The sequence below is a fragment of the Bradyrhizobium sp. USDA 3397 genome, assembly GCF_054060965.1.
The window spans coordinates 7,774,520-7,794,197 of sequence record NZ_JBSSDS010000001.1; the positions used below are offsets into that span (position 1 = coordinate 7,774,520).

Here is a 19,678-nt window from a genome sequence, read left to right on the forward strand (position 1 = left end):
ATGACGGCGATCGATCCAAATCTCCGCACCACCAAGACCACCTGTCCCTATTGCGGCGTCGGCTGCGGCGTCCTGGCGACGCCCGACGGCAAGGGCGGCGCGGCGATCGCGGGCGACCCCGATCATCCCGCCAATTTCGGCCGGCTGTGCTCAAAGGGCTCCGCGCTCGGCGAGACCGTCGGCCTGGAAGGGCGGCTGCTCTATCCGATGATCCGCTGCAAGGGCGTGCTCGAGCGGGTCGCCTGGAGCGATGCGCTGGACCACGTCGCCCACCGCATGCAGCACATCGTGGCGCGCGATGGCGCCGACGCGGTCGCGTTCTATCTCTCCGGCCAGCTCCTCACCGAAGACTATTACGTCGCCAACAAGCTGATGAAGGGGTTTGTCGGCACCGCCAATGTCGACACCAATTCCCGGCTCTGCATGTCGTCCTCGGTTGCGGGCCATCGCCGCGCTTTCGGCGCCGACACGGTGCCTGGCTGCTATGAGGATCTCGACCAGGCCGATCTGCTCGTCTTCGTCGGCTCGAACGCGGCCTGGTGCCATCCGGTGCTGTTCCAGCGCATGGTGAAGAACAGGCAGGAGCGCGGCGCCCGCATGATCGTGATCGATCCGCGCCGCACCGATACCGCCAGCGATGTCGACCTGTTCCTCGGCCTCAAGCCCGGCACCGACACCGCGCTGTTCTCCGGCCTGTTCGTGCATCTCGCCGACAATGGCGTGCTGGACCAGGATTACATCGCGCAGAACACGTCGGGCTTCGATGATGCGCTGGCGCGCGCGCGCAACATCGCCGGCAGCGTCACCGCGACCGCGCTCGCCACGGGCCTCTCCGAGCAGGACGTCGCCGCCTTCTTCAGGATGTTCCGCGACACCGAGAAGGTCGTCACGCTCTATTCGCAAGGGGTCAACCAGTCGGCGCAGGGCACCGACAAGGTCAACGCCATCCTGAACTGCCATCTCGCCACGGGGCGGATCGGCAAGCCGGGCGCCTCGCCGTTCTCGCTGACCGGCCAGCCCAACGCGATGGGCGGCCGCGAGGTCGGCGGCCTCGCCAACATGCTCGCCGCCCATATGGGTTTCACGCCGCCCGACATCGACCGCGTCAGGCGGTTCTGGAAGGCGCCGCGCATCGCCACCCATGAGGGGCTGAAAGCGGTGCAGCTGTTCGAGGCGATCAACCGCGGCGAGGTCAAGGCGCTCTGGGTGATGGGCACCAACCCCGCGGTGTCGCTGCCCGATGCCGACATGGTGCGCGACGCTCTGAAGAAGCTCGAGCTGTTCGTGGTGTCCGAGAACGTGCTCTCCAACGACACCGTCGCGGCCGGCCCGCACGTGCTGCTGCCGGCGCTGGCCTGGGGCGAGAAGTCGGGCACGGTGACCAATTCGGAGCGGCGCATCTCGCGCCAGCGCGCGTTCCTGCCGGCGCCGGGGGAAGCGCGTCCTGACTGGTGGATCCTGAGCGAGACTGCAAAACGTCTCGGCTTCGGCGACAGCTTCAATTACAAATCGGCCGCCGATATCTTCCGTGAGCATGCCGCGCTCTCGGCGTTCGAGAACAATGGCAGCCGCGATTTCGACATCGGCGCGCTGACCTCGCTGTCGGACGAAGCCTTCGATGGTTTGAAGCCGGTGCAATGGCCGGTGCGCGAGGGCGGGACGCCCGGCGAGCGCTTCTTCGCGCAGGGCGGCTTCTTCACCAATGACGGCAAGGGCCGCTTCGTTGCGCCGGAGGTGCCGGCGCTGCGCGGCGAGACCGGCCCGTCGCGTCCCCTGAGGCTCAACACCGGGCGCATCCGCGACCAGTGGCACACCATGACGCGCACCGGCCTGAGCCAGCGCCTGGGCGCGCATCTGCCCGAGCCTTTCGTCGAGATCCATCCCGACGATGCCGGCAAATACGGCATCGCCCATGACGGCTATGCCCGCATCACCACCGATTACGGCCAGTGCATCCTCAAGGTCGTCGTCAGCGACCGCCAGCAGCGCGGCACCCTGTTCGTGCCGATCCACTGGAGCGCGATGAACGCCTCGCACGGCCGCGTCGGGGCGATGGTAGCACCGTTCACCGATCCGTTCTCGGGACAGCCGGAAGCCAAGGCGACGCCGGCCGCGATCGCGCCTTACGAATTCGTCTTCCGCGGCTTTGCATTGTCGCGCAAGCCGCTCGATCTGCCGCAGAACCTGTTGTGGACGCGCGTGACCGTCAGCGGCGGCTTCGGCTATCTGTTCGCCGACAATGCCGATCTCGCCCGCTGGCCCGCCTGGCTCGAGAGCGTCGCCGGAGAGGACGTTGCCGAATATCGCGATTTCGGCGGCGGGGTTTTTCGCGCGGCTTCGTTTGTTGGGGATCGAATCGAGACCTGCCTGTTCGTCGGCCCCGCGCACGATGCCGGCGACTGGGAGGTGGTGAAGAGCCTGTTCGCGGCCGATCAGGTCACGGATGAGCAGCGCCGCATGCTGCTGTCGGGCAGGTCCAGCGAAGGCGCGGCCTCGACCGGCCCGATCGTCTGCGCCTGCTTCGGCGTCGGCCGCGGCACCATCTGCGACAGCATCGCTGGCGGCGCGCGCACGGCCGCCGAAATCGGCGCCAAGCTCAAGGCCGGCACCAATTGCGGCTCCTGCATCCCCGAGCTGAAACGCCTGATCGCCACGACGGAAGTGCCAGCAAAGCAGGCGAAGATCGCAAGCGCGGCGGGATAGGGCTGGCTCTCTCAACCGTCATTGCGAGCGCAGCGAAGCAATCCAGAATCTTTCAGCAGAGGGATTCTGGATTGCGTCGCTGCGCTCGCAATGAGTTGATGCAGGTGCGCACCAAATCGATCATCTCGTGCCCCGGACGCAGCGCAGCGCATAGCGATGCGCTGCAGAGCCGGGGCCCATGTTGCACCGAGTTGCGTGGCTTCCTGGGTCCCGGCTCTGCGCAGCAGCGTTTCACGCTGCAGCGCGCCCGGGACACGAGAGCGACGTGGACGCAGCCATGCCCCCCGCGCCAATCGACGCGCCCTCGATTGTGCCCTATGCTGCCCGCGCTCCCCCTCAACAAACACAACAACAAAGATGTACCTGGAAACGCCGCCGCGCCTGATCGAAACCAGGCTGTTCACCGCCATGCCCGAAAAGTTTCGCCGCAAGGGCGTGCGAACCGATTGGGCCGATGCCAACCGGCCGAACATGCCAACCGAGAGCTTCATCGAGGGGCCGTCATTCGACAAGGACGGCAATCTCTACATCGTCGACATTCCGTTCGGCCGCATCTTCCGGATTGCGCCCGACGGCGAATGGTCGCTCGTGGTCGAATATGAGGGCTGGCCGAACGGGCTGAAGATCGCATCCGACGGACGCATCCTGGTCGCCGACTACAGGCATGGCATCATGGAGCTCGATGCCGAAGCCGGCCGCGTCAAGCCGGTCGTGACCGGGCGCAATTCGGAATCGTTTCGCGGCTGCAACGACCTGCATCTCGCCTCCAACGGCGATATCTATTTTACCGACCAGGGGCAGACCGGGCTGCATGATCCGAGCGGGCGCGTCTATCGGCTGGGTTCGAACGGCCGGCTCGATTGCCTGCTCGACACCGGCATCAGTCCGAACGGCCTGGTGCTCGACCCAACCGAAACCGTGCTGTTCGTCGCGATGACGCGCGACAACGCGGTGTGGCGGCTGCCGTTCATGAAGGACGGCAGCGTGTCCAAGGTCGGCCGCTTCTGCTCGCTGTTCGGCACCAGCGGCCCCGACGGTTTGACCATGGATGCCAAGGGCCGCCTGTTCGTCGGCCACCCCTCGCTCGGCCACGTCTTCGTGTTCGCGCCGAACGGGGAACTGATCGCGCGCATCAAATCGTGCGCGGGACCGAACTGCACCAATGTCGCGATCGGTGGCGAGAACAAGGATCGGCTCTATATCACGGAGTCCGCGACCGGCAGCGTGCTGGTGGCGGATATCGGGGGATTGTAGCGCTGACTCTTAGCCTCTCCCCGCTTGTGGGGAGAGGCCGACGCGCAAAGCGCGGCGGCGGGGGGGACTCTGCGCGAGTCTCTTTGCTATCGAGTTTGCGGAAGCAGCCCCTCACCCCGACCCTCTCCCCGTAAGAACGGGGAGAGGGAGAAATAACAGCGGAGATCGGAGCGACCATGAACACAAAACCCTTCGGCAAGACCGGCGCAAACGTCTCCGTCATCGGGCAGGGCACCTGGTATCTCGACCACGGCGACCGCAAGCGCGCGATCGCGGCGCTGCAGCGCGGGCTCGATCTCGGCATGACCCACATCGATACCGCCGAGATGTACGGCGATGCCGAGCTCGTCATTGCGGATGCGATCGCAGGCCGGCGCGATGAAGTGTTTCTCGTTTCGAAAGTGCTGCCCAGCAACGCCTCGCGCCGCGGCACCATCACCGCCTGCGAGCGCTCGCTGAAGCGACTGAAGACCGACCGGCTCGACTGTTATCTGTTGCACTGGCGCGGCTCCTATCCGCTGGAGGACACCGTCGCTGCGTTTGAAGAGTTGGTGCAATCAGGCAAGATCAAATCCTGGGGCGTCTCCAATTTCGATGCCGACGATCTCGACGAGATTCTCGAAGTCTCCGGCGAGGGCCGGATCGCCTGCAACCAAGTGCTCTATCATCTGAAGGAGCGCGCGATCGAGCATGCGGTCGTCCCGTGGTGCGAACGGCACACTGTTGCCGTCGTCGCCTACTCGCCGTTCGGCCACGACGATTTCCCCGCAAGCAGCAGCAAGGGCGGCGCCGTGCTGGCGCGCATCGCGGAAGCGCATCGTGCGACGCCGCGTCAGGTCGCGCTGGGCTTCCTGACCCGTGCGACTACGGTGTTCGCGATTCCGAAGGCCTCGTCCGCGGAACATGCCGGCGAGAATGCGGCGGCGGGCGATCTCGTGCTGACGAAAGATGAGGTTGACGCGCTCGACGCGGTGTTTCCGCGCGGGCCGAGGCCGCGCGGCCTGCCCATGCTGTAGTGCACAACGGGCAATATTAACGGAGCATTGACGCGCGCAGCGGCTCGCGCATATCGGCATCCTGTTTTCGGAAGTTGTGAACGCGGGGCATTTGTCGTTTTTTACGGCTGTTCTCGATTCGCATTTTGCCCGGGTTCCAGCCGTGACACCGCCGCCCGCCGCAGCCGCAAGGCTCGACAGTATTCCCATGCCTGTGCCGGAGAAGAAGCAGCAGGCTCGCCGCGCGCCTGCGCGCGTCGATCATCCCTTCAAGGGCATCGCGCTGATCCTGCTCTCGACGGTGTTTCTCGGCTGCTCCGACGTCACTGCGAAATATCTTTCGACCAGCCTGCCCTCGATCGAGATCACCTGGATCCGGTTCCTGACTTTCACGCTGCTGTTCACGCCCGTGATGCTGCCCGCTTCGCCGTTCTATGCGATGCGGACCAAGCGTCCCGGCCTGCACGTGATGCGCGGGGCGGCCCTGCTCGGCTCCTCGCTGTTCTTCATCACGGGCCTCGGCTTCCTGCCGATCGCGGAAGCGTCCGCCACCGGTTTCGTCGCGCCGCTGTTCGTCACGGCGCTCTCGATCGTGTTCCTCGGCGAGAAGGTCGGCATGCGCCGCTGGCTCGCCACCGCGCTCGGCTTGATCGGCGTGCTGATCATCCTGCGCCCGGGCACCAGCGCGTTTCACCCCGCTGCCTTCTTTCCGTTGGTCTCGGCGGCGTGCTGGGCCGGCACGCTGATCCTGACGCGGATGATGAGCGGACGCGAAGCCGTCGTCACCACCATGGCTTATTCCTCGCTCACCGGCCTTGCCATCCTCACCGCGATCGTGCCGTTCGTCTGGGTGACGCCGTCCTGGACCGCGATCGCGCTCGGTATCTTCATCGGCGTCGCCTCGACCGCGGGCCAGTGGATCGTCGTGCTCGCCTATCGCTACGGCGATGCCTCGGTGCTGGCGCCGTTCTCCTACTCCCAATTGTTGTGGGTCAGCATTCTCGGCTTCTTCATCTTCGGCGAGATCCCGAGCATCTGGACCGTCGTTGGTGCAGCCTTCATCGTTGCCAGCGGTCTCTACATCGCCCATCGCGAGCGCGTCCGCCGCGCCCAGCTGCTCGTGCTGGAAGAGCGGTCTCCGAACGCCTGACGCAAGTTCGCAGCTTTCGCGTCATGCTATCAACGGCTCCAACGATCAGGGAGGAGCCGGATGCGCGCCGCGATTTTCAGGAACGGTGAAATCGTCGTAGGTCGGATGGCCGAGCCGACGCCGGGCCCCGGCCAGGTTCTGGTCAAGACGCTCGCCTGCGGCATCTGCGGCTCCGATCTGCACGCGCGCCAGCACGCCCATCGCATGGTGGAGATGGCGCGTAAGACCGGACGCAAGCCGATGGATCTCAGCCGCGACGTCGTGTTCGGCCACGAATTCTGCTGCGAGATCGTCGACTACGGCGCCGGCACATCGCGCAAGCTGAAGCCGGGAACCCAGGTCTGCTCGCTTCCCGCGCTGGTGACGCCGCAGGGCATCGAAGGGATCGGCTATTCCAACGACAATATCGGCGGCTATGCCGAGGCGATGCTGCTGAGCGAAGCGCTGCTGCTCGAAGTACCCAATGGCCTCGCGCCGGAGCATGCCGCGCTCACCGAGCCGCTCGCCGTCGGCGTTCATGCCGTCGCCAAAGCCAATATTCGTGGCGGCGAGGTGCCGCTCGTGATCGGCTGCGGCCCGGTCGGGCTTGCGGTGATCGCGGCGCTGCGGATCAAGGGCCTGCATCCGATCATCGCGGCCGACTATTCGCCGGCGCGGCGCGCGCTCGCCGCAAAACTCGGCGCCGACATCGTCGTCGATCCCCGCACGTCGCAGCCTTATACGACCTGGGCCGAGCACGCGCAGATGTCGGAGGCCGAGAAGGCGGCGCGGCCGCCGTTCCAGGCCATGCTGCCCGCGCTGAAGCCCGCCATCATCTTCGAATGCGTCGGCGTGCCCGGCCTGTTGCAGCAGGTATTCGAGGGTGCCCCGCGCGATGCGCGCATCGTCGTGGTCGGCGTCTGCATGGAGAGCGACAGAAGCGAGCCCATGCTCGGCATCATGAAGGAGCTCAACGTCCAATACGTGCTCGGCTACACCCCGGAGGAGTTTGCTGCGGCGCTGCGCCTGATCGCCGAAGGGCAGGTGGACGCGGCCGCGATGGTCACCGCCGAAGTCGGCCTCGACGGCGTCGCCAAGGCCTTCGCCGATCTCGCCAACCCCGAAGCCCACACCAAGATCATCGTGCAGCCGTGGCGGTAGGAGTGTCAATATTTCGCCGGCACGTACATCTCCGGCGGGACCGGGCCTCGCTGATAGTCGGGATGTCGCACGCGCGGCGGCAGCGTCACCGGAGCCCGCACGACCTCCTGGTACGGGATCTGAGTCAATAGATGTGCGATGCAGTTGAGCCGGGCGCGCTTCTTGTCCACGGCATCGACGATCCACCACGGGCTATCCGGCAGATGCGTGTGCTCCAGCATCGTCTCCTTGGCCTTGGTGTACGCCTCCCAGCGACTGCGGGACTCGACGTCCATCGGGCTCAGCTTCCACTGCTTGAGCGGATCCTTGATCCGCATGGTGAAGCGGAACTGCTGCTCGTCGTCGGTGATCGAGAACCAGTATTTGACCAGGATGATGCCGGAGCGGATCAGCATGCGCTCGAACTCCGGCACTGTCTTGAAGAACTCCTGATATTCGTTCTCCGAGCAGAAGCCCATGACGCGCTCGACGCCGGCGCGGTTGTACCAGCTGCGATCGAACAGCACGATCTCGCCGCCGGCCGGCAGGTGCGCGACGTAGCGCTGGAAATACCATTGCGTGCGCTCGCGCTCGTTCGGCGCGGGGAGCGCCGCGACGCGGCAGATACGCGGATTGAGCCGTTGCGTGATGCGCTTGATCACGCCGCCCTTGCCGGCGGCGTCGCGGCCCTCGAACAGCACCACGACCTTCTTCCTCTCGCTCTGCACCCAGTCCTGGAGCTTGATCAACTCGCCCTGGAGGCGAAGCAGTTCCCGGAAATAGAGCCTGCGATCGACCGTCGGTTTCAGGGTTCCGGTCTCGTCGAGGAGCTCGTCGAGACGGGCATCATCCAGCTCCATCTCAAGTTCCTCGTCGAGATCATCGGCCATTTCCTGGATGATGCGCGCGCGCTTGGAGATCTCGGATTTGCGATCGGCTGCGGTCATGGGTCCTTCTCTCCGCTAGGATGCCAGTTACCAACGACCATCGGCGGGCTTTGTTGCGCCCATGTGACAACCCGCCAATACCTCGGAGCCAGGTCACACCGGCAGGGCGATCGAATATTTCACCTGGCTGAGCGCAAAGCTGGACTCGATCGAGGCAATGCCGTCGAGCCGGGTCAGCTTGGTCTTCAGGAACGTCTCGTAGGAGGCGAGGTCGGCGGCGACGACGCGGAGCAGGTAGTCGCGGTTGCCGGTCATCAGATAGCATTCCAGCACCTCGTCCCATTTCGAGATGGCGCGCGCGAAGCGGTTGAGGTCCTCCTCCTTCTGCCGTGCCAGCTTGATCGAGATGAACACGCTGACATGCAGTCCCAGCGCCTTCTGGTCCACGGTCGCGACATAGCGCGAGATGACGCCGCGCTCCTCCAGGAGCTTGACCCGGCGATGGCAGGGCGAGACCGAGAGCCCGACCTTGTCGGCGAGCTCCTGCATGGTCAGGCGGCTGTCGTTCTGAAGGTGGCTGAGGATCTTGCGGTCGATGGCGTCGAGCTCGGGCATTGGGATGAAACCTGCATTTTGTCTGCTACGTTGGTAAAGTATCCCAATATCGGAGGGTACGGCGCGAAAAATTGAGAAGTTTGACGCACCGCGCAGGCGTATGATCGGTGCATATTTCCCGGAGCATCGCCATGCCCGTTGACCCCGCCCGTCTCGAAATCCTGACCGCCCTCAGCCGCAAGGCGCTGTGGCTGTCGTCCTGGACCATCCACCACGCCAACCACATCCGCTCCAATGCGGATGGCCTCAAGGTCGGCGGCCACCAGGCCTCGTCCGCCTCGCTCGCCACCATCATGTCGGCGCTGTACTTCCACGTGCTGCGCCCTGAGGACCGCGTCGCGGTGAAGCCGCATGCGAGCCCGGTGTTCCACGCCATCCAGTATTTGTTCGGCCGGCAGAGCCGCGAGAAGCTGGAGAATTTTCGCGGCTTCAAGGGCGCGCAGTCCTATCCCTCGCGCACCAAGGACGTCGACGACGTCGACTTCTCCACCGGCTCGGTCGGCCTCGGCGTCGCGCAGACGCTGTTCTCCTCGCTGGTGCAGGACTACGTCAAGGCGCACGGCTGGATGAAGGACCGCCGCGAGGGGCGGATGATCGCCCTCGTCGGCGATGCCGAGATGGACGAAGGCAACATCTTCGAAGCGCTCGCGGAGGGCTGGAAGCACGGCCTGCGCAACACCTGGTGGGTGGTCGACTACAACAGGCAGTCGCTCGATGCCGTCGTGCGCGAAGGTCTCTGGGAAAAGTTCGAGACCATGTTCCGCAATTTCGGCTGGGACGTCGTCATCGTGAAATACGGCCGACTGATGCGCGAGGCCTTCGCCGAGCCCGGCGGCGAGGCGCTGAAGCGCTGGATCGACAATTGCCCGAACGCGCTCTATGCGGCGCTGTGCTTCCAGGGCGGCGCAGCCTTCCGCAAGCACCTCCATGATGAGATCGGCGACCAGGGCCCGATCACAAGACTGATCGACAAGCGCAGCGACGAGGAGCTCTTGGCGCTGATGTCGAATCTCGGCGGCCACGACATGGCGAGCATGCTGGAGGCGTTCGACGCGATCGATCACGACCGCCCGGTCTGCTTCATCGCCTACACCATCAAGGGCGTCGGCCTGCCGTTCCAGGGCCACAAGGACAACCACGCCGGTCTGATGACTGTTGCGCAGATGGAGAAGTATCGCGAGAGCCAGAACATCCGGCCCGGCCACGAATGGGACAAGTTCGAAGGGCTGTCGCAGGATGCAGCCGAGCTCGAGGCCTTCCTCGCGCGGGTGCCGTTCAACCAGGATGGCCGCCGGCTCACGGCGCCCGTCGTCGAGGTGGCGCAACAGCTCGCCTTCAAGCCGTCGCCGCAGATGTCGACCCAGCAGGGCTTTGGCCTCGTGCTGAACGAGATCGCGCGCAGCGACAGCGAGCTCGCCAGGCGCATCGTCACGACCTCGCCGGACGTCACCGTCTCCACCAATCTCGGCCCCTGGGTCAATCGCCGCGGCCTGTTCGCGCGGGCCGAGAAGGCGGACTTATTCCGCAGCGAGAAAATTCCTTCGACCTACAATTGGGACGCTTCGCCAAAGGGCCAGCATCTGGAGCTCGGCATCGCCGAGATGAACCTGTTCATCATGCTCTCGGCGCTCGGCCTGTCGCACCAGATCAACGGCGAGCGGCTCTTGCCGGTCGGCACGCTCTACGATCCCTTCATCGAGCGCGGCCTCGATGCGCTGAACTACGCCTGCTACCAGGACGCCCGCTTCATGGTGGCGGCGACGCCGTCGGGTATCACGCTCGCGCCCGAAGGCGGCGCGCATCAGTCGATCGCAACGCCCTTGATCGGCATGGCGCAAGACGGCCTCGCCTCGTTCGAGCCGGCCTTCGTCGACGAGCTCGCCGTGATCATGGCTTTCGGCTTCGAGCACATGCAGCGCGATCCAGGCGAGGGCGGCTCGGTCTATTTGCGGCTCTCGACGCGCTCAATCGAGCAGGCGCAGCGGATCATGACACCGGAGCTGCGACAGGGCATCACCGACGGCGCCTATTGGCTGCGCAAGCCGGGGCCGAATGCCGAGGTCGTGATCGCCTATACCGGCGCGGTCGCGCCTGAGGCGATCGAGGCGACCGGCTTCATCGGCGAGAGCCGCCGCGACGTCGGGCTGCTCGCGATCACCTCGGCCGATCGTCTCCATGCGGGGTGGACCGCCGCGCGGAAATTGCGGCGCGACCGCCGCGGCGTGCAGCATCTCAGCCACATCGAAAAGCTCCTGGCGCCGCTGCCGCGCGACTGCGGCATCGTGACCGTGATCGACGGCCATCCGTCTGCGCTCGGTTGGCTCGGCAGCGTCCGCGGCCACCGTGCCGAGGCGCTCGGCGTCGAGCAGTTCGGCCAGACCGGCAGCATCGCGGACCTTTATCGGCACTACGGCATCGATGCGAACGCGATCATCGATGCGGCCGAAAGCCTCACCACCGGCGCGCCGGTGCTGCACCGGAAGATGGCGGTGTAGTGGAGGTAACTCCCTCGTCATTCCGGGGCGACGCGCAGCGTCGAGCCCGGAATCCATAACCACGATCGGGAGTATGGATTCCGGGCTCGCGCTCCGCGCGCCCCGGAATGACGGCTGAGAGTGCCTTGCCACGTTCCCGCCACCGGCTCATATAACCTCCGTCCGCCGCAACGCTGGCCCCGCATATGGCGGGTTCAATTGCCGGCGCTTTCGTGCAAGGATGCCTGCCGAAACGCCCCCTCCAAGCCCCCAAGAAGAGGTTAACGATGGTCAATCGCATGCAATTCTACATCGACGGCGCCTGGGTCGATCCCGCCGTCAAGAAGTCCACCGCCGTGATCAATCCGGCGACGGAAGAGGCGATGTACGAGGTTGCGCTCGGCTCCAAGGCCGATGTCGACAAGGCGGTCGCCGCCGCCAAGCGCGCTTTCGAGACCTTCTCCCAGACCAGCCGCGAGGAGCGCGTCGCGCTGCTCGGCAAGATCATCGAGATCTACAAGGGCCGCCTCAAGGAGATCGGCGCCGCCGTCTCCGACGAGATGGGCGCGCCGCTGCCGATGGCGGAGAAGCTGCAGGCCGGCGCCGGCCTCGGCCATCTCATGACCACGCTCGACGTGCTCAAGAACTACCATTTCGAGGAGCCGGTCGGCACCGCCATGGTGCTGCGCGAGCCGATCGGCGTGGTCGGCATGATCACGCCCTGGAACTGGCCGCTGAACCAGATCGCCTGCAAGGTCGCGCCCGCGCTCGCCGCCGGCTGCACCATGATCCTGAAGCCCAGCGAGTTCACGCCGACCTCTGCGCTGATCTTCGCGGAGATCCTGCATGAAGCTGGCGTGCCCAAGGGCGTGTTCAACCTCGTCAACGGCCTCGGCCCCGAGGTCGGCGCCGCCATGAGCGAGCACCCCGACATCGACATGATCTCATTCACCGGCTCGACCCGCGCCGGCATCGACGTTGCGAAGCGCGCAGCGCCGACCGTCAAGCGCGTCAGCCAGGAGCTTGGCGGCAAGTCGCCGAACGTCATCCTCGAAGGCGCCGACCTCACGAAGGCGGTGACCGGCGGCGTGATGCACATGTTCAACAATTCCGGTCAGTCCTGCAACGCGCCCTCGCGCATGATCGTGCCGCTGTCGAAGATGAAGGAAGTCGCCGCGATCGCGAAGGCCGTCGCCGACAAGACCAAGGCCGGTGATCCCCGCGCCGAAGGCACCACCATCGGCCCGGTGGTCAATCGCGGTCAGTGGGACAAGATCCAGGGGCTGATCAAGAAGGGCATCGACGAGGGCGCAACGCTCGTCGCCGGCGGCCCGGGCCTGCCCGAAGGCGTCAACAAGGGCTTCTATGTCCGCCCGACCATCTTCGCCGACGTCACCCCTGACATGACGATCGCGCGCGAGGAGATCTTCGGGCCGGTGCTGACCATCATCGGCGCCAAGGACGAAGCCGACGCGGTCAAGATCGCCAACGATACGCCGTATGGCCTCGCCGGTTACGTCACCGGCCCGACGGTCGAGGACGCCAAGCGCGTCGGCCGCCAGATCCGCGCCGGCAATGTCAACCTGCAGGGCGTACCCAACGACCGCACCGCGCCGTTCGGCGGCTACAAGCAGTCCGGTAACGGCCGCGAGTGGGGCAAGTTCGGCCTCGAGGACTTCCTCGAAGTGAAGGCGGTCGCCGGCTTCAACGCGGCGTAGTTCATACGGCGCTTGCGCCGCGAGGGGATGCCGGCTTCCAGGGAAGCCGGCATCTTTGCTGTGAGACCAGCCGCTTCACGGCGACAACAGCCCGTCAAATCAATAAAAGCAAAGGGACGGAACGTGAGAAAACTGATCATCGCATTCGTTGCGCTGCTGACGCTGTCAGGCGCTGCGCAGGCCCAGACGGTGAAGGATCTGCTCAACACGCTCAGGGCGAAATGGAACGAACCGACCGAGCCGTTCAAGATCGTCGACAACGTCTACTATGTCGGCACTAACGGCCTCGCGTCCTACCTGATCACGTCGCCACAGGGGCATATTCTGGTCGATACCGTGATGCCGGAATCGACGTCGCAGATCAGGACGAGCATCGAGAAGCTCGGCTTCAAGATCAGCGACATCAAATATCTCCTCAACACCCACGCCCATATCGACCACACCGGCGGCTTCGCCGAATTGAAGCAGGCGAGCGGCGCGCAGATGGTCGCGGGCGAGGCCGACAAGCCGTTGCTCGAAGGCGGCTATTATCCGGGTGCGCAGGAGGAGAAGGCGCTCGACTTTCCGCCGGTGAAAGTCGACCGCACGGTGCGTGAGGGCGACACCGTCGCGGTCGGCAGCGTCACGCTAACGGCGCGCGAGACGCCCGGCCATTCGCCGGGCTGCACCAGCTGGGCCTTCTCGGTGAAGGATGGCGATGCAACACGCTCGGTGTTGATCTTCTGCAGCGGCACCGTCGCGCTGAACCGGCTTGTCGGCAGCCCGACCTATGCCGGCATCGTCGACGACTATCGCAAGACCTTTGCGCGTGCCAAGGACATGAAGGTCGACATCCTGCTGGCTCCCCATCCCGAGATGTACAAGATGGCCGAGAAGCGCGCCAAGCTCGCCGGCGGCGGGCCCAATCCGTTCGTCGACCCGGGCGAGTTCAAGGTCTATGCGGCATCGCTGGAAAAGGCGTTCGAAGACGCGCTCGTCAAGCAGACCGCGGCGGTACAGGAGAAGAAGGGGTAGAGGCGGTCGGTGGTTGGGCGCGCTGTGGAGCCTATCCCCCCACCGCACCCTGCGTGTTCACATACAGCGCGTAGATCGACTGGCTCGCGGCCATGAACAGGCGGTTGCGCTTGACGCCGCCGAAGCAGACATTGGCGCAGCGCTCGGGCAGGGCGATGCGGCCGATCATGACGCCGTCGGGTGCGAACACCACCACGCCGTCGAGCTCGGGATCGCCCATGCCCCAGCCGCACCAGAGATTGCCGTCGATGTCGCAGCGCATGCCGTCGGGCGTGCCCGGGCCGGCATCGATATGGACGCGCTTGTTCGAGATCGTGGTGCCCTCGGGCGAAACGTCATAGGCGAGGATCTTGCGGTTCGGAACGCCCCGCGATTCCACGACATAGAGGATCTTCTCGTCCGGCGAGAAGCACAGCCCGTTCGGTCCGAGCACGCCTTCGGCGACGATGGTCGCCTTGCCGGTCTCGGGATCGAGCCGATAGACGTTCGGATCGATCTCGGGTTCCGCCTTGTAGCCCTCGTAATTGCCGAGCAGGCCGAAGGTCGGATCGGTGAACCAGATCGAGCCGTCCGATTTAACAACGACATCGTTCGGCGAGTTCAACCGCTTGCCGTTGAATTGATCCATCAGCACGGTGATGCTGCCGTCATACTCGGTGCGCACCACGCGCCGGCCGCCGTGCTCGCAGGTGATCAGCCGGCCCTGCCGGTCGCGCGTGTTGCCGTTGGCAAAATTCGAGGGCTTGCGGAACACACTGACGGCACCGGTCTCCTCCTCCCATTTGAGGATGCGCTGGTTCGGGATGTCGCTGCACAGGAGATAGCGCCCATCGCCGAACCACACCGGCCCCTCGGCCCAGCGCAGGCCGGTCGCCAGCCGCTCCACCGCCGAAAGCTTCAGCCAGTATTTTTCGAAGCGGGGATCGAGCGCTTTGATCGCGGGATCGGGGTAATGGGTCGCCGGCCGCCAGCCTGGCCGTTCCTCCGTGTGGGACGATGCCTCATTCATGCCGGTTCTCTCGTTTCGTTCCCTCTGGACAATCCTGCTATCATTAGAGACACGTGATCGCAAATTCGGTCACCAACGGCGAGGGACGAACATGCCGCGTATTCTGATGACGGGAGCTTCGGGCGGGATCGGCACGAGCCTGCGGAAGCTGTTGCCGCCGATCTACCCGGATCTCCTACTGTCCGACATCAAGCCGCCGGCTGATCTCGGCCCCGATGAAAAATTCAAGGCCGCGGACCTCGCCGACCTCGCGCAATGCGAGGCGATCTGCGAGGGCGTCGACGGCATCCTGCATTTCGGCGGTTATTCGGTCGAAGGCACCTGGGATCAGATCCTCCAGGCCAACATCATCGGCGGCTACAATCTGTTCGAGGCGGCGTACCGCAAGGGCGTCAAGCGCGTGGTGTTCGCCTCGTCGAACCACGCCGTCGGCTTCTATCCGCGCCACCACAAGATCGGCACCGACGTCACCCCGCGCCCCGACGGCCGCTATGGCGTCAGCAAGGTGTTCGGCGAGGCCGTTGGCGCGCTCTACGCCGACAAGCACGGGATGAAGGTGACCTGCCTGCGCATCGGCAATTTCGGCGACATGCCGCTGGACAAGCGCCGGCTCTCGATCTGGCTCAAGCCCGATGACCTCGTGCAGCTCTGCCGCATCGGGCTCGAGCACCCCGACATCCATTTCGAGATCTTCTACGGCGCCTCCTTCAACGAGCGCGCCTGGTGGGACAACCACCGCGCCTACGAATTCGGCTATCGCCCGACAGGCCGCGCCGAAGATTTCCGCGAGCACGCCATGGCCGAGCAGGCCAAGCTGAAGCCGGATCCGGTTGGCGATTATTTCCAGGGCGGCACGTTCTGCAGCATGGAGTTCGACGCTGATCCGGGTCGTGTGATCGACTGGAATAAGCGGTAGAGATCGGTCACCGGCCGAGCGTCAACAGCGGCTTGCCCGTCTCGACGATGTAGGTCGCAAGCTCCGCGGCATTGCCGCTGCCCACATTCTTCACCGCATGATGCACTCCGTGAGGAATGAGAAGCACGTCGCCGGCCTTCAGGATCAGCGGCGGCCTTCCGTCGAGCCGATATTCCAGCTCGCCTTCGATCAGATAGACGAGCTCTTCGCCCGGGTGACTGTGCCTGACGGCAACGACGCCCGGAGGAAAGTCGACGCGGACCTGGACGACCTCGCGCCCGGGGGCACTCAGTGGTTCCTTCATGAGCTGTGTGCGCTTGATGTCTCCCAGTCGTGGCTCTTCGGATCGTGCCGAGAGCGACGCCAGGCTGGTTGCGGCGATCAGCGCCGCCGCAACCACGATCCAACGTTTCGTCATGTGAATGTCCTTTCGAGTTGTGCAGGATGTTGTCGCGGAGCGCATCAGCCGGCGGCAGCCGCCGGCGTTGCGCGAAAGCTGATGGCCATGCGGTTGTAGGCGTTCATCAGGCTGATCGCGATCGTGAGGTCGACGAGCTCGCGCTCCTCGAACACGACCCTTGCGGCCTGGTATGCCTCGTCCGGCACGCCCGTCTCGGCAACCCGCGTCACCGTCTCTGCCCAGGCCAGCGCGGCCTGCTCGCGTCCGTCGAAGAGATTGCCGGCCTCGCGCCATGCCTGCAGCAGCGCGATCTTCTCGACCTTCTCTCCCTTCTTGAGCAGGTCGCGGGTGTGCATGTCCAGGCAGTAGGCGCAATTGTTGATTTGAGAGATCCGCAGATAGACCAGCTCGATCAGCGTGGCGGAAAGCCGGCTCTGCAGGACGTACCCGTAGACGCCGCCGAGCGCCTTGATGCCGGCCGGAGCGATCTGGTTGTAGTCGAGACGCTTACTCATGTTTCTCTCCTTGATGGTGTTTCTGCTGGACGGCAGTGGTCAGTTCCTTCTCGCCGCTGTCGACGACGAATACTGCGAGCAGGCTTGCGGGCTCGGACCGGCTCGCATTGCGGCTGACAGGATGCTTGGAGCCCGGCGGCTCGTAAAAGCTCTCGCCGGCGCGATAGACCCGCCTAGGTCCATCGTTCACCTGTGACTCGATTGCGCCTGACAGCACGTAACCAAAGGATGAAGGCCGACTTTGCGTGGATGTGCGAAGGCGATCTTCCGCCGGGTTCATAGTTCACAACCAGGGCCACAAGTGACTTGCCCGGGATGTTGGGGATCGATTGCTCGAAATGGGGCGTGACCGTTTCGCCGATGCCGTGGGCGGCGCTGGGCGCCGCACTCGCAATGGAAATGGCAACGCAAGCCGCAGCGAGAATGGATGGCACTTTCATGGAGGATCTCCTGTTTAGAGTTCGTGTCTGTTGTGCTGTGGTGCCTTTGTTCACCTGCGGATGGCGGCCTTCAGCGAGTCCGTGAACACCCAGAAGGAAGCGGCGAGCAGGCCGACGTCCTTCAGCAGGAACTGTCCCGGAGCGACCGTGATCGCGGGGGCCCCGAGCTCCGGCACGACGACGCCGGGCGTCGAGATCATGAAGCTCAGCGTGGTGACGAACAGCCCGGCCGACAACAGGCCGCCGGCCGCGGAGTAGATCGGGCTGGACAGGCGGAGCGCGATCAGAACCCCGATGCTGAGTTCGACGAAACCGAGAAAGGTCGAGAAGCCGCGGACCGAGAACAGCGTGTAGAACCATCGCAGCAGCGGGCTGTTCTCGACCAGGGGCACCAGCCCCTGTGCTTCGTAATCGGTGAATTTCATGCCGCCGAACCAGGCGTAGATGATTGCGAGCGACGCGTAGAGACCGATTCGGCTGATCGGTTCGGCGTAAGCAAGCATGCGTTCAGACTGTTCGCGCCAACTGATCGTGCGGCGCAGGGCGATGGTTGAGGTGGACGCATGGCTGATGATGCGTGACATGGTGATCTCCGTTTGATGCCGGTTGTTCGCTCACGCACTCACGTGCGTGTGCAGGTTGTAGCGAGGGGCGGGAATGGTGCTCGAGAGCTTGTTCGTCATGGCAAGCCGCGCGCTCTCGTGGCGATCCCACTCCGACTTGTCGGCCAGCGCCGGGATCGTCACGACTTCGCCGAGGTCGAGACCGGCGAGGGCGGCGTCGACCAGGTCGTCGGCCGACATGACGATCTCTGCCGGCAGCTGGTGAACCGGCGTGCCCGCGATGTCCCAAAACTCCGTCGCAGTGGCGCCCGGCAGCACGGCCTGAATGCGGATGCCCTTCCCGGCGAGCTCGTGAACGAGTGACTGGGTGAATGCGAGCACGAAAGCTTTCGAGCCGCCGTAGACGCCGTTGAGCAGCTCCGGCGCGATCGCGACGATGGAAGCGATGTTGATGATCGTGCCGTGGCCGCGGGCGATGAATCCGGGCACCGCTGCGTAGGTCAGGCGCGTCAGTGCACCGACGTTGAGACGGATCATGTCCTCCATCTTGTCGATGTCGGAATCGATCAGCGGGGCCGAGGCGCCGACGCCGGCGTTGTTGACCAGCACCGAAATGTCGCCGTTGGTTCTGATGAGTTGCTCGACGCGGCGGAGGTCGGCAGGGGATGTGAGATCGGCTTCCACCGTTTCCACCTTGCGGCCAGTTTCGTTGCCGAGCCTGCGCGCGAGCGATGCGAGCCGCTGCCTGTTGCGCGCAACGAGGATGAGGTCGTGGCCGCGCTTCGCCAGGCGATCGGCGTAGATCGCGCCGATTCCGGTCGAAGCTCCGGTGATGAGGGCAGTGCCTTTTCTGGTCTGGGTCATTTTCGTCTCTCCTTCGGTTTGGGTGCGGAGAGGAATAGGCACTTCCGGAAATGGTGGGTATCTGGCAAAATCGGGATCTTTCCTTCCAGAATATGGAAGTGTCCCATGGATCGTCTCGAAAGCATGTCGGTGGTCTTGGCGGTGGCGGAGGCGGGCAGCCTGTCTGCTGCCGCGCGCCGTCAGAAAATGCCGTTGGCAACGGTGAGCCGGAAGGTTTCGGAGCTCGAGGAGCACCTCCAGACCAAGCTGTTTCATCGCTCGAGCCGCGCGCTCGTCCCAACGGACGCCGGTCGCTCTTACATCGCCGCGGCCAAGCGAATTCTCGCCGATCTCACCGAAGCCGAGCGCGTTGCCTCCGGCGAATACACCACGCCGCGTGGCGATCTCAGCATCACGACGCTGGTCGCGCTCGGTCGGCTATGCTTGCAGCCGATCCTTGCCGAGTTCCTTGCGGCATTTCCGGAAGTGGATGTTCAGCTCATCTTGCAGGACCGGACGCTCAACCTTCTGGACGAGAACATTGACGTCGCGCTTCGTGTCGGCGATCTCGCCGACAGCGGCCTGATCGCCGTGCGCGTGGGGGAAATTCACCGCGTCGCCTGCGCCAGCCCGTCCTATCTGAAGCTACGGGGAACGCCGAAGGCTCCCGATGATGTCTCCGCCCACGACTGCATCAGCTATCCTCCGCTTCAATCGCCGGGCACGTGGAGATTCAAACGAGGGCAGACCGAGTATGCAGTGCCGGTTCGGTCGCGCTTCATTGCGAGCAATCTGGAATCGGCCATCGATGCCGCGCGCGCAGGCATCGGGATCACCGTCGTGTTCTCCTACCTGGCATCGGATGCGCTGAGGTCTGGAGAGCTCGTTGCGCTCCTGCAGGACTATCAACCGCCGCCGCAGCCGGTCAGCTTCGTCTATTCGCCCAACCGCTTCATGCCGGCGAAGCTGCGCGCGTTTCTCGACTTCGCAGGGCCGCGCCTGAGGGCGCGCTTGGCCGACAGTCCCGGAAACGTTGCGCCGCGGAGGCCGCGGGCGTAACTGC

General features: G+C 64.8%; 17 protein-coding genes and 1 pseudogene. 10 read left to right on the plus strand and 8 right to left on the minus strand.

What is annotated here, in order from left to right; translation table 11 throughout:
* The 5 genes from ACVWYQ_RS36190 (at position 1) to ACVWYQ_RS36210 (ending at position 7,242) form a co-directional block, all read left to right on the plus strand.
* The gene (locus tag ACVWYQ_RS36190; protein ID WP_456727052.1) at positions 1–2,703 is read left to right on the plus strand and encodes a nitrate reductase; all 2,703 of its coding nucleotides are present in this window, start codon (positions 1–3) and stop codon (positions 2,701–2,703) included.
* Positions 2,704–3,060: 357 nt separating this feature from the next.
* Positions 3,061–3,957, plus strand: coding sequence for an SMP-30/gluconolactonase/LRE family protein (locus tag ACVWYQ_RS36195; RefSeq protein WP_404542707.1), 897 nt, complete (start codon positions 3,061–3,063; stop codon positions 3,955–3,957).
* 176 nt (positions 3,958–4,133) lie between these two features.
* Positions 4,134–4,973, plus strand: a complete 840-nt coding sequence (locus ACVWYQ_RS36200) for an aldo/keto reductase (protein WP_404542704.1) — start codon at positions 4,134–4,136, stop codon at positions 4,971–4,973.
* A gap of 187 nt (positions 4,974–5,160) precedes the next feature.
* Positions 5,161–6,102: a DMT family transporter gene (locus ACVWYQ_RS36205; RefSeq protein WP_404546274.1), complete on the plus strand. Its 942-nt coding sequence runs from the start codon at positions 5,161–5,163 to the stop codon at positions 6,100–6,102.
* Between the two features lie 60 nt (positions 6,103–6,162).
* Positions 6,163–7,242 (plus strand): zinc-binding dehydrogenase, encoded by a 1,080-nt coding sequence (locus ACVWYQ_RS36210; RefSeq protein ID WP_404542702.1) that lies wholly within the window; start codon positions 6,163–6,165, stop codon positions 7,240–7,242.
* Positions 7,243–7,247: 5 nt separating this feature from the next.
* On the opposite strand, the gene ppk2 is transcribed toward ACVWYQ_RS36210, so the two are convergent.
* Positions 7,248–8,168 (minus strand): polyphosphate kinase 2, encoded by a 921-nt coding sequence (ppk2, locus tag ACVWYQ_RS36215; RefSeq protein WP_404542699.1) that lies wholly within the window; start codon positions 8,166–8,168, stop codon positions 7,248–7,250.
* A gap of 93 nt (positions 8,169–8,261) precedes the next feature.
* Entirely contained in the window at positions 8,262–8,723 is a 462-nt protein-coding gene (locus tag ACVWYQ_RS36220; protein WP_027571162.1) for an Lrp/AsnC family transcriptional regulator, read from the minus strand.
* A gap of 131 nt (positions 8,724–8,854) precedes the next feature.
* On the opposite strand from ACVWYQ_RS36220, the gene ACVWYQ_RS36225 reads away from it, so the two are divergent.
* The 3 genes from ACVWYQ_RS36225 to bla all read left to right on the plus strand — a co-directional run bounded on the left by ACVWYQ_RS36225 (position 8,855) and on the right by bla (position 13,929).
* Positions 8,855–11,218 (plus strand): transketolase, encoded by a 2,364-nt coding sequence (locus tag ACVWYQ_RS36225; RefSeq protein ID WP_404542693.1) that lies wholly within the window; start codon positions 8,855–8,857, stop codon positions 11,216–11,218.
* A 266-nt stretch (positions 11,219–11,484) separates the two neighbouring features.
* Positions 11,485–12,915: an aldehyde dehydrogenase family protein gene (locus tag ACVWYQ_RS36230; protein ID WP_157281048.1), complete on the plus strand. Its 1,431-nt coding sequence runs from the start codon at positions 11,485–11,487 to the stop codon at positions 12,913–12,915.
* A gap of 123 nt (positions 12,916–13,038) precedes the next feature.
* Positions 13,039–13,929, plus strand: coding sequence for a subclass B3 metallo-beta-lactamase (gene bla / locus ACVWYQ_RS36235; protein ID WP_456727053.1), 891 nt, complete (start codon positions 13,039–13,041; stop codon positions 13,927–13,929).
* A 31-nt stretch (positions 13,930–13,960) separates the two neighbouring features.
* On the opposite strand, the gene ACVWYQ_RS36240 is transcribed toward bla, so the two are convergent.
* The gene (locus ACVWYQ_RS36240) at positions 13,961–14,938 is read right to left on the minus strand and encodes an SMP-30/gluconolactonase/LRE family protein (protein ID WP_456727054.1); all 978 of its coding nucleotides are present in this window, start codon (positions 14,936–14,938) and stop codon (positions 13,961–13,963) included.
* A gap of 91 nt (positions 14,939–15,029) precedes the next feature.
* On the opposite strand from ACVWYQ_RS36240, the gene ACVWYQ_RS36245 reads away from it, so the two are divergent.
* Complete coding sequence (locus ACVWYQ_RS36245; protein ID WP_225134138.1) at positions 15,030–15,854, plus strand: NAD-dependent epimerase/dehydratase family protein; 825 nt, start codon at positions 15,030–15,032, stop codon at positions 15,852–15,854.
* A gap of 7 nt (positions 15,855–15,861) precedes the next feature.
* Here ACVWYQ_RS36245 and ACVWYQ_RS36250 read toward each other — a convergent pair whose 3' ends face one another.
* From ACVWYQ_RS36250 to ACVWYQ_RS36270, 5 genes and pseudogenes are all read right to left on the minus strand, one after another.
* Complete coding sequence (locus tag ACVWYQ_RS36250) at positions 15,862–16,272, minus strand: cupin domain-containing protein (RefSeq protein WP_456727055.1); 411 nt, start codon at positions 16,270–16,272, stop codon at positions 15,862–15,864.
* Between the two features lie 44 nt (positions 16,273–16,316).
* A complete protein-coding gene (locus ACVWYQ_RS36255; RefSeq protein WP_456727056.1) occupies positions 16,317–16,769 on the minus strand; it encodes a carboxymuconolactone decarboxylase family protein in 453 nt (150 codons plus the stop codon).
* Positions 16,762–17,209 (minus strand): annotated as a pseudogene (locus ACVWYQ_RS36260) (cupin domain-containing protein). The gene ACVWYQ_RS36255 and the pseudogene ACVWYQ_RS36260 overlap by 8 nt, the downstream one beginning before the upstream one ends.
* A 50-nt stretch (positions 17,210–17,259) precedes the next feature.
* Positions 17,260–17,793, minus strand: coding sequence for a YkgB family protein (locus ACVWYQ_RS36265; RefSeq protein ID WP_456727057.1), 534 nt, complete (start codon positions 17,791–17,793; stop codon positions 17,260–17,262).
* Positions 17,794–17,823: 30 nt separating this feature from the next.
* Positions 17,824–18,636 carry an SDR family NAD(P)-dependent oxidoreductase gene (locus tag ACVWYQ_RS36270; RefSeq protein ID WP_275496679.1) on the minus strand — a complete coding sequence of 271 codons (813 nt, stop codon included), beginning with the start codon at positions 18,634–18,636 and terminating at the stop codon, positions 17,824–17,826.
* A gap of 105 nt (positions 18,637–18,741) precedes the next feature.
* On the opposite strand from ACVWYQ_RS36270, the gene ACVWYQ_RS36275 reads away from it, so the two are divergent.
* A complete protein-coding gene (locus ACVWYQ_RS36275; protein ID WP_456727058.1) occupies positions 18,742–19,674 on the plus strand; it encodes a LysR family transcriptional regulator in 933 nt (310 codons plus the stop codon).
* Positions 19,675–19,678 lie beyond the last annotated feature (4 nt).

Bases quoted from the DNA above. Each gene is read 5' to 3' on its own strand.
- ACVWYQ_RS36190 (WP_456727052.1), top strand. From the start codon at position 1: ATGACGGCGATCGATCCAAATCTCCGCACCACCAAGACCACCTGTCCC.
- ACVWYQ_RS36195 (WP_404542707.1), top strand. From the start codon at position 3,061: ATGTACCTGGAAACGCCGCCGCGCCTGATCGAAACCAGGCTGTTCACC.
- ACVWYQ_RS36200 (WP_404542704.1), top strand. From the start codon at position 4,134: ATGAACACAAAACCCTTCGGCAAGACCGGCGCAAACGTCTCCGTCATC.
- ACVWYQ_RS36205 (WP_404546274.1), top strand. From the start codon at position 5,161: ATGCCTGTGCCGGAGAAGAAGCAGCAGGCTCGCCGCGCGCCTGCGCGC.
- ACVWYQ_RS36210 (WP_404542702.1), top strand. From the start codon at position 6,163: ATGCGCGCCGCGATTTTCAGGAACGGTGAAATCGTCGTAGGTCGGATG.
- ppk2 (WP_404542699.1), bottom strand. From the start codon at position 8,168: ATGACCGCAGCCGATCGCAAATCCGAGATCTCCAAGCGCGCGCGCATC.
- ACVWYQ_RS36220 (WP_027571162.1), bottom strand. From the start codon at position 8,723: ATGCCCGAGCTCGACGCCATCGACCGCAAGATCCTCAGCCACCTTCAG.
- ACVWYQ_RS36225 (WP_404542693.1), top strand. From the start codon at position 8,855: ATGCCCGTTGACCCCGCCCGTCTCGAAATCCTGACCGCCCTCAGCCGC.
- ACVWYQ_RS36230 (WP_157281048.1), top strand. From the start codon at position 11,485: ATGGTCAATCGCATGCAATTCTACATCGACGGCGCCTGGGTCGATCCC.
- ACVWYQ_RS36240 (WP_456727054.1), bottom strand. From the start codon at position 14,938: ATGAATGAGGCATCGTCCCACACGGAGGAACGGCCAGGCTGGCGGCCG.
- ACVWYQ_RS36245 (WP_225134138.1), top strand. From the start codon at position 15,030: ATGCCGCGTATTCTGATGACGGGAGCTTCGGGCGGGATCGGCACGAGC.
- ACVWYQ_RS36250 (WP_456727055.1), bottom strand. From the start codon at position 16,272: ATGACGAAACGTTGGATCGTGGTTGCGGCGGCGCTGATCGCCGCAACC.
- ACVWYQ_RS36255 (WP_456727056.1), bottom strand. From the start codon at position 16,769: ATGAGTAAGCGTCTCGACTACAACCAGATCGCTCCGGCCGGCATCAAG.
- ACVWYQ_RS36265 (WP_456727057.1), bottom strand. From the start codon at position 17,793: ATGTCACGCATCATCAGCCATGCGTCCACCTCAACCATCGCCCTGCGC.
- ACVWYQ_RS36270 (WP_275496679.1), bottom strand. From the start codon at position 18,636: ATGACCCAGACCAGAAAAGGCACTGCCCTCATCACCGGAGCTTCGACC.
- ACVWYQ_RS36275 (WP_456727058.1), top strand. From the start codon at position 18,742: ATGGATCGTCTCGAAAGCATGTCGGTGGTCTTGGCGGTGGCGGAGGCG.